The following is a 13,314-nucleotide window of genomic DNA, read 5'->3' as shown; positions in this document are numbered from 1 at the left end:
GAAGCGCGCAGATCAGGCCCCACAACTCACACCCTCGCGTTGTGGGGCCCGCTTTGCGCGACTCCGGGCTCGCGAAGCGCGCAGAGCAGGCCCCACAACGGGTCAGGAGTGGCGCGTGAGCTCGGGTTCAGCGTTCGAGGCGTCGGATTCGGATGCGGCAGCCCGGGCGGCGACGCGCGGCGCAATCAGAACCCCGACGACGGCGATCACCGCCGTCAGCGCGAAGACCCCCGCGAACGAGTTCGTCGTCGTAAATGCAGCGAAGACGAGTCCCGTGGCGGCGAGGGACAGCGCGCCGCCGAGGGAATCGGAAATGGACATGGCCGCACTGTTGAAACCTTGGTTTTCCGGGGTGGAAAGGGCCAACGTCATCACAGACAGCCTTGGGTACATGAGTCCCATTCCGGCCCCGGCGAGGATCCAACCAGCAATGGCCACGGACGCGGGCAGGGCGAACGCTGCGGTCACCAGGGTGGAGATCACGGCAATCAGCACCAGGGCAGCACCGACTTTCACGGCAAGGTCGTCGGCCAGCTTGGCGCCCAACCGCCCTTGTACAGCGGAGGCCCCGGCCCACGCCAGCGCGGCACCGGTCAGTGTGAGCCCGGCGAACGTCGGCGTGAACGCGTAGCGCTCCGTCAGCAGGTACGGCAGGTACACCTCGGCCCCGAAGAATGCTGCCGAGGCAAGCCCGCGAACCAGGATCACGCTGGGAAGGCCGCGACGTGCAGTCAACGTTCCGCGCGGCACCAGCGGGCGGACAGCCACCAACGCAATGACAAGGGCGACGACGGCGATCACCCCGCCCACGCCCGGCACCTCCGCGGACAGGTTCAGTCCCAGGACGGCCAAGGCTGCCAGCGCTGCCCATCCCATGCGACCGAAGGCCCAGGGGACGGGTTCGACAGCGGGTTCGGAGTCCATTCCCCGCACAGCCGGAACCACCATCAGCAATGCCGGAACAACCAGCCCAACAACACCCAGAAACACCCAATGCCAGCTGCTGAGCTGGGCAACAACACCTGCCGCAAACGGGCCAACCAGGGAAGGGACCACCCAGGACGCGGCAAAGGCGGCAAAGATTTTAGGGTGAAGCGCCGGCGGGTACACGCGTGCCACCAACACGTAGAGGGCCACGGTCATCGCGCCGCCGCCAAGCCCCTGCACCAACCGTCCGAGCACCAGCATTTCCATGGTGCCTGCCGTGCCGGCGATCAGCAGTCCCGCCACAAACAACGCCACGGAGGAGTACAGGGGCGCCGCCGGACCACGACGATCGGACCAGTTGCCCGCCGCCACCATGCCCATCACACCCGTTGCCAGCGGGCCCGCGAAGGCCAGCGCATACAGGCTGGCGCCGTCCAGGTCGCGGCTCACGAGCGGCATGATGGTGGTCACCGCGAGGGACTCGAACGCGCTGAGGAATACGAGCGCGCAAGCCCCCACGGTGGCGAGCAAGTATGGGCGGCGCAGTATCCCGGCCGTTGAGGTGTCAGAGGTCATGGACGTCAGCCTAGAACCTCAACTAATGTTGAGGTCAATCCACCACCACTGCCAACGGAGGCAACGCCATGCCGCCAGTCGATACTCACCGGCCCCTCACTATCGGTGAGCTGTCCGAGCGGAGTGGAGTGTCGCCGTCGGCCCTCCATTTCTACGAACGCAACGGACTCATCGAAGCGGAGCGGACAGCAGGCAACCAGCGGCGGTATCGCCGCGACACGCTGCGGCGCGTCGCCTTCATCAAGACCTCGCAGCGCGTGGGCTTGCCGCTCAAGGACATCCGCGAGGCCTTGGACTCCTTGCCCGACGGGCGAACCCCCACCAAGCGCGACTGGACCAAATTGTCCCTGCGGTGGCGTAAGGAACTCGACGAGCGGATCGCGGCCTTGCAGCACCTCCGCAACGACCTGGACGGATGCATCGGCTGTGGTTGCCTGAGCCTGAAGTCGTGCACGTTGCAGAACCCGTCGGACGAGCTGGGCGCTTCAGGGGCCGGAGCCCAGCGGTGGAACTTGCCGGAATAGCAACAAGCGTTGCCTTTCGCACGCGGCTCACGGCACGCTTGGCTTATGACTGAACACACTCACGACGCCGGCACTCACCAACGCGGACACCAGCACGAGGGAGCCCAGCAGGGCGGCCTGAACCTCCATGAGGACGCGGACAATGCCGTGGACATGTGGGACGGAATGTATCGGGAGCGGTCAAAGGTGTGGAGCGGGAATCCGAACCCGCAACTCGTGGCAGAAGCGGAGGGCCTGAAGCCGGGCAGGGCACTGGACCTGGGCTGCGGTGAGGGCGGTGATGCCCTGTGGCTCGCAGGGCAGGGCTGGACGGTCACCGCGTTGGATGTGTCCGCCGTCGCGCTTGAACGGGCGGCCGCACACGCAGCGGAGACCAGCCACGGGGACCGGATCACCTGGCAGCAGCAGGACCTTACTGAGTGGGAACCGGAGCCGGTCTTCGATCTGGTCTCGGCGCAGTTCCTGCACTCGCCCCTGCTGCCATGGCGCGAGTCCGTGGCAATGGCAGCGGCCGCTGTGGCACCGGGCGGCACTTTGCTGGTGGTGGGGCATCATCCCCACGGGCTGCCGTCGTGGAGCCACCACCACGACTCCGGCATGTTCTTCACGCCCGAGCAGTTGGCCGGCGAGCTGCGCCTGGATCGCGAGCCGTGGTTCGTCAATATCCTCACTGACCGCGAACGTACGATTACCGGTCCCAACGGCGAGTCCGGCACCACCTTGGACACCGTCCTGAGGGCTACCAAGCACGCCTAGATACCATCGGGCAGCAGCTCCCCGTAGGGCGGAACCACTGTTCCGGTGGCGGTCGAGTCCGGGTTCAGCATCCACCCGACGCGCTTTGCCGTGTTCAACATGACCACGCTCTCCACCAGGACTATGCCCGGAATGCGCTGTTGGATGGTGAGCTCCATTTCCATGACATCGGCCAGCGAGCGCAGCCACATGATCATGGTGAAGTTGGTGCGGCCCGTGGTGGACGCGGAGAAGCGTATGTTCCGGATAGCTCTCAGTTCCGTGGCGGCGGCTTCGTGTTCGCCCGCAGGAACGTTCGCGAACCATTGGACTGTGATGGGGAAGCCGGAAAACTGCTGGGCAATTTCGCAGCGGAAGGACAGCATCCGACTGTTGAGGACCCGCCCCAGTTGGCGCTGAACCGTGGCGGGGTTGCGTCCCAGCGCGCGGGCGATCTCCGCCGCCGTTGCGCGGCCGTCACGCGCCAGGAACGGGATCAGCGCCAGGTGGCTTTCCGGGAGCGGGACCACGATGGTGTCGGGCGCTGAAGGGTTGGCCGACTCGGGTCCGGCGAGCGCCCGCAGTGCCTGTTGTTCCGTCTTGGTCAGGAGGTTGAGCCGCCAGGCGTAGCCGCTGGTGTGGATCCGCGTGCAGAGTGCCGTGTGGTACTTGATGAGACCCCGGATTTCCTTGAGTCTCGGCAACAAATGCGTGCTGAACTGTTCAAGGTCCTGGGTGATGACCGTCAGGGTGAGGTCTCGGTTGCTGGCGGCTTCCTCCACGGTGATGACCTCGGGAAGTTGGGCAACCGCGGCCGTGACGTCCGGCCTGAGGTGCATTTCGCAGTCGATATCCACCATGGCCAGGCACATGTCCTTCGGATCCCCCATGAGGTGGGCCGTTGTCCACGCCGCTCCGGCCGCCCGCAAGCGCTCCCATCGGGACGCCAGGGTGGTGGCGTGGACGCCGAGGACTTCGCCGGCGTCGGACCAGCTGATCCGGGGTGAAATCTGCAGGGCGTTGATCAGCCGCAGATCTTCTTCGCTGAGCTCCATGAGCCGATTCTCTCAGAGTGCTGCATGATTCCTGTCATATTCATGGGTCATGCGCATATTTCCAGATGTTTTGAACGGTGTGAAACAGGTCACCCCAGAATGGCATAAGGAACATATTCACCGGATAGACCAGGAGCACAGATGACCATCGCTGCCGACGCCAAGGAACTACGGGACGACATCGTCCGCCTCCGCCACGACCTCCACCGCGAACCGGAAATCGGCCTGCAGCTCCCCCGGACCCAGGAGAAGGTACTCAAGGCGCTGGACGGACTGCCGTACGAGATCAGCCTGGGCCAGGAAACGACGTCGGTCACCGCGGTTCTGCGGGGCGGCGCGGCTCACGCTTCAGCTGAGACGCCCGTGGTGCTGCTGCGTGCCGACATGGACGGACTTCCGGTACAGGAAACGACCGGCGTGGACTACACCTCCCGTGTGGATGGCGCCATGCACGCTTGCGGGCATGACCTCCACACCTCCATGCTCGCTGGCGCTGCCACCCTCCTGGCTGAACGCCGCGATCAGTTGGCCGGCGATGTGATCCTCATGTTCCAGCCCGGCGAAGAAGGCTTCGACGGCGCCAGCTACATGATCAAGGAAGGTGTCCTTGATGCAGCCGGGCGCCGCGCAGACACCGCCTACGGAATGCACGTCTTCTCCTCGCTTGAGCCGCATGGCCAGTTCGTCACCAAGCCGGGTGTGATGCTCAGTTCTTCGGACGGACTCGTGGTGACCGTGCTGGGCGCGGGCGGCCACGGCTCTGCACCCTATTCGGCAAAGGACCCCGTCACGGCAGCCGCCGAGATGGTCACCGCCCTGCAGGTCATGGTCACGCGCCAGTTCAACATGTTCGATCCCGTCGTCCTGACCGTCGGCGTTCTGCACGCAGGAACAAAGCGCAACGTCATCCCCGAGACCGCCCGCATCGAAGCCACCATCAGGACCTTCTCCGAAGAGTCCCGCCGGAAGATGATGGAAGCAGTACCCCGGCTGCTGCACGGCATCGCCGCAGCCCACGGTTTGGAGGCGGACGTGCACTACCAGGAGGAATACCCCCTCACCATCAACGACGAGGACGAGACCACCACCGCCGAGAAGGTGATCGCCGGAATGTTCGGCGAGTCCAGGCACACCCGGATGGCCACTCCGCTCAGCGGTTCCGAGGACTTCTCCCGCGTCCTGGCCGAAGTTCCCGGCACGTTTGTGGGCCTCAGCGCCGTTGCCCCCGGCGCCGACCACACGACGTCGCCGTTCAACCACTCGCCTTACGCACTGTTCGACGACGGCGTCCTCACCGACGGCGCCGCGCTGTATGCCGAACTGGCCGTATCCCGTATCGCCGCGCTTGCCGGCAACTAAGCCCCACCTCCCAGCCCGCCCCACCTTGGAGAACCACATGACCGCCACCGTAGGAACGTCCCCCGACGTCAAGGTCCACAAGTCCCACATGCGTACACTCGTCGGAACCGGCATCGGCAACGCCGTTGAATGGTACGACTGGGCGATCTACGCGACGTTCTCGCCCTTCATCGCGAGCGCCTTGTTCAGCCAGGCCGATCCCACATCAGCAGTGCTGTCCACCTTGGCGATCTTCGCCGTCGGGTTCGTTGCCCGTCCGTTTGGCGGCTTCGTGTTCGGCTGGATCGGCGACCGGATTGGCCGCAAGACCTCCATGACGGTGGCCGTTGCCCTCGGAGCAGTCGGCAGCCTCCTCATCGGCATCGCGCCGACATTCGCTGCCGTCGGCGCCTTCGCTTCGGTGATGCTCCTGGTCGCCCGCCTCATCCAGGGCCTGGCGCACGGTGGTGAGTTGCCGTCGTCGCAAACGTATTTGTCCGAGATGGCGCCCAAGGAACACCGCGGCTTCTGGGCGACCCTTATCTACACCTCCGGCACCGCGGGAATCCTGGCCGGCACCCTGCTTGGTGCGATCCTGACCAACGTCCTGAGCAAGGACGAAATGAACGCCTGGGGCTGGCGTATCCCGTTCCTGATCGGCGGCGCATTGGGCATCTACGCGTTGTTCATGCGGGCCAAGATGAAGGAAACCGAAGCGTTCGAGGCAGAGGCTCCCAATGAGAAGCGCCTGCCGATCCTGCCGCAGATCATCAAGTACCGGAAGCAGGCGTTCCAGGTGATCGGCCTGACCGTGGGCTTGACGGTGGTCTACTACATCTGGGGCGTCGTGGCACCGAGCTACGCAGCCACCGCCTTGAAGATGGACCGCGGTGAAGCCCTGTGGGCCGGCGTCATTGCCAATATCGTGTTCATTGCCGCCCTGCCGTTCTGGGGCAAGCTCTCCGACCGCATCGGCCGCAAGCCCGTCATTATCGTCTCCGCCGCCGGCGCCGCCCTGCTGCACTTCCCCATGACGTGGCTGCTCAAGGACTCCCCGTGGCAGCTCGCGGTGTCCATGTCCGTAATGCTGTTCTTCATCGCCGGCAGCGCCTCCATCGTCCCGGCCGTCTATGCCGAACTGTTCCCCACCCACATCCGCACCATCGGCGTCGGCGTCCCGTACTCAATCTGCGTCGCTGTATTCGGTGGCACGGCCCCGTACCTGCAGACATGGCTCGGCAGCATCGGGCAGGCCCAGTTGTTCAACGTGTACGCAGTGATCCTGCTGCTGGTGGGCATCGCGTTCGCATTCTCCATCCCGGAGACGAAGGGCAAGGACCTGACCGTCTAGCTACTCCGGCTTTCGTTGCGAGGCCCGCTCTGCGCTCTTCCCTGGGTTTTTGGGATGCAGAGTGGGCCTCACAACGTTAAACGAAGCGGTCGCGGCCTGCCCGGTATCCGAAGAACGCGGCCAAGGATCCGACCACCAGGAACAGGATCCCGGCTGCCGCGAATCCGCCCGTTGCCTGGTGGAGTTGGCCTACCATCAGCGTGCCCAGCGAACCCACCCCGTAGCCAACTCCCTGCATCATCCCGGACAGGTGCGCGGCAGTGTGGGCGTCGCGGGTACGGACCATGATCATGGTCAAGGCCACGGCAGTCAGCGATCCCTGTCCCAGCCCGTTCAACCCGGTCCATACCCAGATGAGCTCGGTGGGGCCAAAGATCGTGAGCGCGAAACCACCGCCGGTCATGAGGGCCACCACCATGTTGATGATGCGCTGGTCCTTGAAACGCGTGGCCAGCGCCGGGGCAAACAGTGAGCCGAGCATCTGCAGCACAATCGACACCGAGACGATCAGCCCGGCCGTGCTCCCGTCGATCCCCCGGTCGCGCAGGATGGGCGCCATCCAGGCGAACACGCTGAAGGACATCATGGCCTGCAGCACCATAAACAGGGTCACCTGCCAGGCCACGGCTGACCGCCACACGTTCACGCCGCCGTGGACTGCCTGGTGCCTGACCGACGGCTGGCGGATTGCCAACGGCAGGAAAAGCAGAAGTACGACGGCGGCCGGCACCGCCCAGAACCACAGCGCCGAGGTCCAGTGGCCGGTTGCCGTAAACACCGGATACGTGAAGCCCGCGCCAAGGGCAGCCGAAGCGCAGATCGCAGTGGTGTACAGGCCACCCATCAGCCCGAGCCGGTGCGGGAAGTCCCTTTTGACGACGCCCGGAAGGAGGACGTTGCAGAGCGCTATTGCGGCTCCGCAGGCAGCTGTTCCGGCCAGAAGTGCGGGCAAGTGACCCATGCCCGGCAACTCCACGGGCCGCAGCAGCAAGCCCATCGTGAGGACTGCCATGGCCCCCAAAAGCACGCGTTCAGCACCGAACCTCCGGGCGAGGATGGGGGCAAGCGGCGCGAAGACGCCCAGCAAGGTGACCGGCACCGTGGTGAGGACCACCAGCGACCAGCCCGGCAGGCCGGCGTCGGAGGTTATTTCCGGAAGGACGGCGGAGAAGCTCGAGAAGACCGTGCGGAGATTCAGGCCGATCAGGACCAGACAGATGCCGAGGTACACGAGCCCGCGCTTGCCGCGGAGTTGCGTGGGGTCCGCTGCCGGCTCGTCGTCGATCTCGGCGTCCACCGCAATGTCAGGGAGCACGGATTTCTCCGGGTAGCCGGGGGTCTTGGAGGAGGTCACACGTCCTATTCTGTCAGCCACGGGTCTGGGATGCCTGGTGGGGTCATCTCTGCGAGCATGCACTGCGTTCCCAGCCCGTGGTGGACAGCAATACGGGGGCATCCTCGTGGGCAGTAGACCATGCCGCGATGGCCCAGATACCTGGGCCATTCGGGGAGGGGAATCTATTGTTGTTTCACAAAGGGGGCGCCATGGAGTTGCTAGGGGTGGCAATTGCGGCAGGATTGTTGATCGTTGCGTCGATCGCGGTTTATCTGCGGAGGAGGACGAAGCAGCGGCGGCCGGTCGATTCGGATCCGGAGTCGGAACGTGCACTCCGGGATTTCCGGCGTGGAAAGACCCTTGGTCAGTCCCATTACGGCGGGCTGGATAACACGGGCCACGGGAGGTAGCCGGGTATAGACCGGAAAACGGAGCGAAAGCGCGAAGGCGTTGGAGTTATCACTGGACGCCATCAGCGAGATGTTGCCCAGCGTGCATTGCGGCGTACCGGGCACTCAGCGGCGGGCTCTGCAGAGCCGCCAGCCGGAACCCAAGTATTCTGGAAGCGATGAGTGAAACCCCAGATTCCCCACGGCCCGTCACGCCCGGCAGCCAGGCTTCCTTCGGCACCTACGGTGGCCGCCCGGTGAGCTTCGTGCGTCGAGGCACCCGTTTGCAGGGCCGCAGGCAGGCAGCGTGGGAAGAGCACGCCGAGCGCTGGGCCATCCAAGTTCCCCGGCACGTCGCCAACACCTCCGTACACCCGGACTACACCTTCGACGCCGAGGCCGTCTTCGGGCGCAAGGCACCCCTCATTGTGGAGATCGGTTCGGGTTTAGGTGACGCCGTGGTTCACGCTGCCGAGCAGAACCCGGACAAGGACTTCCTCGCGGTCGAGGTCTACACGCCCGGTTTGGCCAACACCATCATCAAGATCAACAGCCGCGGGCTGACCAATGTGCGTGTGGTGGAAGCCAACGCTCCCGAGGTTCTGGAGTCGATGCTCCCCGAAGGTTCGGTCAGCGAACTCTGGGTGTTCTTCCCGGATCCTTGGCACAAGGCCCGTCACCACAAGCGCCGGCTCATCCAGCCGGCTTTCGCTTCCGTCGCAGCCAAGGCCCTGGAAAAGGGTGGCTACTGGCGAATTGCCACGGACTGGTCCAATTACGCAGTGCACGTCCGCGAAGTGCTGGCGGATTCCACTGAGTTCGAGAACATGCATGAAGGCGAGCGCAGCGGCGAGGAAAGCCCGCTGACGCAAGTGTGGCAATCCGGCGTCGAATCCGTAGTCGGCGGTGCCCCGGTCAGGGAAGGCCGTGCGCCCGTCAGCACCGAACACACTGGCCCGAACGAAGGTGTGGACCAGGAAGGCGGCTGGGCTCCACGATTCGAAGGCCGCATTCGGACGAGTTTCGAAAACAAAGCCCACGAGGCCGGACGCATGATCTTCGACCTTACCTACCGCAAGATCTAGCCACGGACTTTTGGGGGAACCATGAGCTACCAGCCACCGATCGACTACTACCAGCAGCCCCAACGAACGGGTAATCGCGGCTTGGGTGCCGGCATCACGAGCATCATTGCCGCTGTCCTTTCACCCATCGCGGCTGTCGTCAGCATTCCCCTGGGCATCGCGGCCATCGCTTCGGCTATGAGCCGCTACAACCAGGGCAACGACGCGTGGTGGGTCGGTGCACTGGTGCTGGCGGGCGTCGCGGTGGTGCTCGCCGTCCTTGCTGTGGTCTGTGGGCTGATCGCCGTATTTCGCGCCGGGCGCATGAACGCGGGGCGCATCACGGGCATCATCGGACTGGCGATTATGGCGGTCAACATCTTTGGCATCGTGTTCATGGTGTTCTTGGTGCTTGGCTCGGGCCAGGGGTTCTGATGCCGCAAGTCCGCGCGGAGCGTTTCATTCGGCTTGACCCTGAAACCGCCTTTGCCCTCTCCCAGACCACAGGCGAATTCCGGCTCACATGGGACCCATTCATCTCCGCGCAGGGTTTCCTGGACGGAGCCACGTCAGCTGGCAAAGGCGTGCGGACCCGGACTGTTTCACGCATGGGCTTGAAGATGGTCAGCGAGTACGTCTCCTACACACCGCCCAGGAACGTCGGCATGACCATGGTCTCCGGGCCGTGGTTCTTCGAGAACTTCGGCGGTGGCTGGCGGTTCACACCAGACGACGGCGGCACCCGGGCAGTCTGGAAGTACACCTTTTCCTGCCGCCCGGCTTTCCTGAAGCCCGTGGCTGAGAGGATTGGGAGCTGGCTGCTGGGCCGGGAGATCGAGCGGCGTATTGAAGCGTTCGCCCGGGCCTGCGAGAACCCGGCGCTGGTGGCAGAACTCCGCTCGCAAGGCGAAGGCGTGCCCGGCACCGGCGTCACGGAGCACTAACCCCTACGGCACCGAAATCGAGGCCACCGTCTTCTCGGCCTCATCGCGAAGCTCTACACCAGCGATGCCAGCCAACTGCACCGGCGTGGCGCCGGTGATCTTGATCCGGCCACTCGCGGTGGCCGTCCAGCCGCAAGTGCGTTCCTCGGCGCCATCCCTGCCCTTCACCCAAAGGTAAAGCGTCCCTTCCAGCGGCATGGACCGGCCCTCGACCTCGAGCTCCGTGCCCCAATTCTTCTTCACCATGCCCACGGTCAGTTGCAATCCACTGTCCGACTGCACCGAGTAGCTCGCATCCGGTTTCGGTGGCTGGTTCAACAGCGGCCCGGCGAGGAAACCAACAGCCAGGCAGGCAGCGGCCACTGCACCCACCAAAGCCGCCCACCGGCGTCGTGATTTCCGCCTGCGGACGGACAAGTCCACCAGGACGTTCTCGGGAAGCACCTCGGGTTTCGGCTCCAGAGGCGAGAGCCCGTTCGGACCCCCAGCGACAGTGAGGGCAACCGCGTCAGCGGCAGGAACGGCGTCGAGCAATGCAGGCAGGCTTTCGAGTTCCTCAAGTTCGCGTCGGCACTCTGCGCAGGTGGCGAGGTGGTCCTCAAACGTGCGGGCTTCCTCGGGCTCAAGCCCACCCAGCAGGTAGGCGCCCAGTAATTGGTGGACGGAGTTGCCGTTCATCGTTCCACCCCCATTTCATCAAGGATTGTTCGGAGGGCTTTCACAGCATAGAAAGCCCGGGATTTCACGGTTCCCGCCGGGATGTTCAGCTGCAGCGCTGCCTCGCTGACGGTGAATCGTTGGTAGTGAAGGGCCACCAGGACCTCACGGTGCTCGTGACTGAGCCGGAGCAACGCCTCTTCCATGAGCACCCGGTTCAGGAGTTCGTCGACGCGTTCCCTCGCCGCATGATCCGGAAGGTCCTGCTCACCGGCTTCGACAGGGCGACGCTGCGCTTTCCGATAGTTGTCGATGATGACGTTCCGCGCCGTCCGGAAGAGGTAGCTTCGCAAGCTTCCCGTGATCTGCGGGGCGTGCTGCCACACCTTGAGGATGGTTTCCTGCACGACGTCATCGGCCTGGTGGGCATCGGATGTGCAGCTGAGAACGAAGCGTTTCAGTGCAGTGCCGTGGTCACGATAGATCGCTGCCACGACGTCCTCGTCCAACGGCATAGACACCTCCCTTGCACTCTTTCCGCTGTCCCTTCGCCTATACGACGACGCGCATCCGGAAAAGGTTCAGGTCCATGAACCATTCTTCCCCCCTCGGCGTCGTAGGGGTTAGCGCCGGCCCATCACGGCCGGCTCGTCAAAGGAGCTGGACATGAAGAAACCACTTAGCTTTGGATTCGCAGCATTGGTCCTGACTGCCGCATTGGCGGGGTGCGGCGGAAGCCCGGGAACCACCACGTCCACTCCCCCCGCAGCTACCTCCTCCGCGGCACCTCCCTCCAGCGCACCGGCCACCGCGGCCGCCGGAGCCGAAATGACGGTTGCCTCCTCCAGCGCAGGTCAGATTGTGGTGGACAGCAAAGGCATGAGCCTCTACTTCTTCACCAAGGACGTCAAGGACTCGGGAACCAGCGCGTGCACGGAAGCCTGCCTGGCGGCTTGGCCTATTTTCACCACGACGTCGGACGCCCCCACTGTTGATGGCGTCACCGGCACAGTGGGAACCATCTCTTCACCGGACGGCAAGAAGCACGTGACGCTCAACGGCATGCCCCTGTACTACTACGCCAAGGACAAGGCGCCCGGCGACGTCACGGGCCAGGGCGTGGGCGGCGTCTGGTACTTGGTGAGCCCGGCTGGGGAGATGATCAAATAGCCCTTTGCCGTTGCGGTCTGCCCCAACGGTCGCCGTCTTCAGGCGAAGTCGCGCGAACTCCGAACCATCTCAGCTAGACTGCAAAGCCACTCAGTGGGGAGAGAAATGGCAGAACAGAAAGCAAACGTCCGACGCCCGACCCTGGCGGCCCTCATCACGCAGGAGGTCGCCTGGCTCCTCGGGTTCCTGGCCATGATGCTCAATGCAGCCGACCATGGTCCCAACTGGATTTGGATCGGCCTGCTTACCTTGTGGCAGGCCATGATCGTCTGTCAGTTGGTCAAACTCCGGCGCGGTCAGCGCCGATCCACGTAGCCTGAAATCGCCGGAAACGCGTCGAGACCGCCGGAACGCTACGGCGATTCCGCAGCGTTCCGGCGATCAGCCGCGGCGAAAGGTTTAAGCGTCCGCGAATTCCTCGGACTCTTCGAACTCCACGGCTGCGATGATTTCCTTCGTTTCCGGGTGGATCATGAAAGCTTCGTCGTCGTCCTCCACCATGATGTAGTCGCCGTGGTCCGTGGCGAAGTGCCAGGCCAGGGTCTTCACGCCGTCGTGCTCGTAGTTGGGATCGCCCATGGTGATCTTTTCCAAGGCATATCCGGCCACGTCGCACAGTTCGCGGATGATGACCTCAAACTCGGGGGCGTTGGCGAGGGCTTCTTCCTCGGCCTCGGCCTGGCGCTCGGCGAGGTCCGGAATCAACGCGACGCGCTCGGCGATGTGCGCTTCGATTTCTTCGTCTGCCAGGACCAGCAGGCCCGACTGGTCGCGGAGGTACGCAGCGTTGAGGTCGATGATGTCCTCTTCCTCGAGCAGGGCTTCGAACTCGCCGTCGAGCTCGTCCAGCACAACCACCGAAGAAGGCGGAGTTTCGGACTCGTCCAGTTCGCCGTCGAGGTATGCCTCTGCTTCGTCCTCTGTCAGAGCATCGAACGTGGCCGCGGTGCGGTTGAAAAGGTCAAGGTGCCGGGTGGCCCCCATCCCTTCGAGACCGGCGCGGACGTAGGCGTCCACTTCTTCACGCTCCGGCGCGGTGAAGACGTATTGGGCAAATCCGCCGGACAGCGCCTGCGTCAGGTAGAAATCCACAAAGAAACTGTTGAGCGCAGCGGGTGCGATTTCGTCGCTGTTGAGGAGCTCCTGATACATCTGGTTCACGACGTTGACGTTGGAATCCACAACATCCGCATTGCCGGCTTCGAAGCTGGTCTTGTTCAGGACGACGGGGTACTCGTTGGTAGTCAT

General features: G+C 64.2%; 15 protein-coding genes. 9 read left to right on the top strand and 6 right to left on the bottom strand.

What is annotated here, in order from left to right:
* Positions 1–102: 102 nt before the first annotated feature.
* Entirely contained in the window at positions 103–1,503 is a 1,401-nt protein-coding gene (locus ACSSVG_RS13870) for an MFS transporter (RefSeq protein WP_492415237.1), read from the bottom strand.
* Positions 1,504–1,571: 68 nt separating this feature from the next.
* Between ACSSVG_RS13870 and soxR the strand changes: the two genes are divergently transcribed.
* Together soxR and ACSSVG_RS13860 are read left to right on the top strand one after the other, a co-directional pair.
* Positions 1,572–2,027 (top strand): redox-sensitive transcriptional activator SoxR, encoded by a 456-nt coding sequence (gene soxR, locus ACSSVG_RS13865; protein WP_231338343.1) that lies wholly within the window; start codon positions 1,572–1,574, stop codon positions 2,025–2,027.
* A 45-nt stretch (positions 2,028–2,072) separates the two neighbouring features.
* Positions 2,073–2,783 (top strand): SAM-dependent methyltransferase, encoded by a 711-nt coding sequence (locus ACSSVG_RS13860; protein ID WP_492415236.1) that lies wholly within the window; start codon positions 2,073–2,075, stop codon positions 2,781–2,783.
* On the opposite strand, the gene ACSSVG_RS13855 is transcribed toward ACSSVG_RS13860, so the two are convergent.
* Positions 2,780–3,817, bottom strand: a complete 1,038-nt coding sequence (locus ACSSVG_RS13855) for an Lrp/AsnC family transcriptional regulator (RefSeq protein WP_231338345.1) — start codon at positions 3,815–3,817, stop codon at positions 2,780–2,782. The two genes, ACSSVG_RS13860 and ACSSVG_RS13855, sit on opposite strands and share 4 nt — an antisense overlap.
* Before the next feature lie 141 nt (positions 3,818–3,958).
* Here ACSSVG_RS13855 and ACSSVG_RS13850 point away from each other — a divergent pair, with 141 nt between their 5' ends.
* Entirely contained in the window at positions 3,959–5,176 is a 1,218-nt protein-coding gene (locus tag ACSSVG_RS13850; RefSeq protein WP_492415235.1) for a M20 metallopeptidase family protein, read from the top strand.
* A 37-nt stretch (positions 5,177–5,213) separates the two neighbouring features.
* Positions 5,214–6,506, top strand: coding sequence for an MFS transporter (locus ACSSVG_RS13845; protein ID WP_492415234.1), 1,293 nt, complete (start codon positions 5,214–5,216; stop codon positions 6,504–6,506).
* A gap of 76 nt (positions 6,507–6,582) precedes the next feature.
* Here ACSSVG_RS13845 and ACSSVG_RS13840 read toward each other — a convergent pair whose 3' ends face one another.
* A complete protein-coding gene (locus ACSSVG_RS13840) occupies positions 6,583–7,860 on the bottom strand; it encodes a CynX/NimT family MFS transporter (protein WP_492415233.1) in 1,278 nt (425 codons plus the stop codon).
* A gap of 550 nt (positions 7,861–8,410) precedes the next feature.
* Between ACSSVG_RS13840 and trmB the strand changes: the two genes are divergently transcribed.
* The 3 genes from trmB to ACSSVG_RS13825 are packed head-to-tail and all read left to right on the top strand — an operon-like array spanning position 8,411 to position 10,239.
* Positions 8,411–9,316 (top strand): tRNA (guanosine(46)-N7)-methyltransferase TrmB, encoded by a 906-nt coding sequence (gene trmB, locus ACSSVG_RS13835; RefSeq protein WP_231338350.1) that lies wholly within the window; start codon positions 8,411–8,413, stop codon positions 9,314–9,316.
* A gap of 21 nt (positions 9,317–9,337) precedes the next feature.
* Positions 9,338–9,730 (top strand): hypothetical protein, encoded by a 393-nt coding sequence (locus ACSSVG_RS13830; protein ID WP_231338351.1) that lies wholly within the window; start codon positions 9,338–9,340, stop codon positions 9,728–9,730.
* Positions 9,730–10,239, top strand: coding sequence for a type II toxin-antitoxin system RatA family toxin (locus tag ACSSVG_RS13825; RefSeq protein WP_492415232.1), 510 nt, complete (start codon positions 9,730–9,732; stop codon positions 10,237–10,239). Before ACSSVG_RS13830 ends, ACSSVG_RS13825 begins: the two co-directional genes overlap by 1 nt.
* 3 nt (positions 10,240–10,242) lie before the next feature.
* On the opposite strand, the gene ACSSVG_RS13820 is transcribed toward ACSSVG_RS13825, so the two are convergent.
* Positions 10,243–10,917 carry a zf-HC2 domain-containing protein gene (locus ACSSVG_RS13820; RefSeq protein ID WP_231338353.1) on the bottom strand — a complete coding sequence of 225 codons (675 nt, stop codon included), beginning with the start codon at positions 10,915–10,917 and terminating at the stop codon, positions 10,243–10,245.
* Positions 10,914–11,411, bottom strand: a complete 498-nt coding sequence (locus ACSSVG_RS13815) for a sigma-70 family RNA polymerase sigma factor (protein ID WP_231338354.1) — start codon at positions 11,409–11,411, stop codon at positions 10,914–10,916. The genes ACSSVG_RS13820 and ACSSVG_RS13815 overlap by 4 nt, the downstream gene beginning before the upstream one ends.
* Positions 11,412–11,562: 151 nt before the next feature.
* On the opposite strand from ACSSVG_RS13815, the gene ACSSVG_RS13810 reads away from it, so the two are divergent.
* Together ACSSVG_RS13810 and ACSSVG_RS13805 are read left to right on the top strand one after the other, a co-directional pair.
* Positions 11,563–12,066 carry a COG4315 family predicted lipoprotein gene (locus tag ACSSVG_RS13810; protein ID WP_231338355.1) on the top strand — a complete coding sequence of 168 codons (504 nt, stop codon included), beginning with the start codon at positions 11,563–11,565 and terminating at the stop codon, positions 12,064–12,066.
* Positions 12,067–12,171: 105 nt separating this feature from the next.
* On the top strand, positions 12,172–12,381 hold the full coding sequence (locus ACSSVG_RS13805) for a hypothetical protein (protein WP_492415231.1): 210 nt from the start codon (positions 12,172–12,174) through the stop codon (positions 12,379–12,381).
* An 84-nt stretch (positions 12,382–12,465) separates the two neighbouring features.
* On the opposite strand, the gene ACSSVG_RS13800 is transcribed toward ACSSVG_RS13805, so the two are convergent.
* The gene (locus ACSSVG_RS13800; RefSeq protein WP_492415230.1) at positions 12,466–13,314 is read right to left on the bottom strand and encodes a DMP19 family protein; all 849 of its coding nucleotides are present in this window, start codon (positions 13,312–13,314) and stop codon (positions 12,466–12,468) included.

This window comes from Paenarthrobacter sp. E2MeOHC11, from assembly GCF_058744955.1.
Note: the sequence above shows the minus strand (reverse complement) of the source record. Positions and strands in the feature narration are given on the sequence as shown.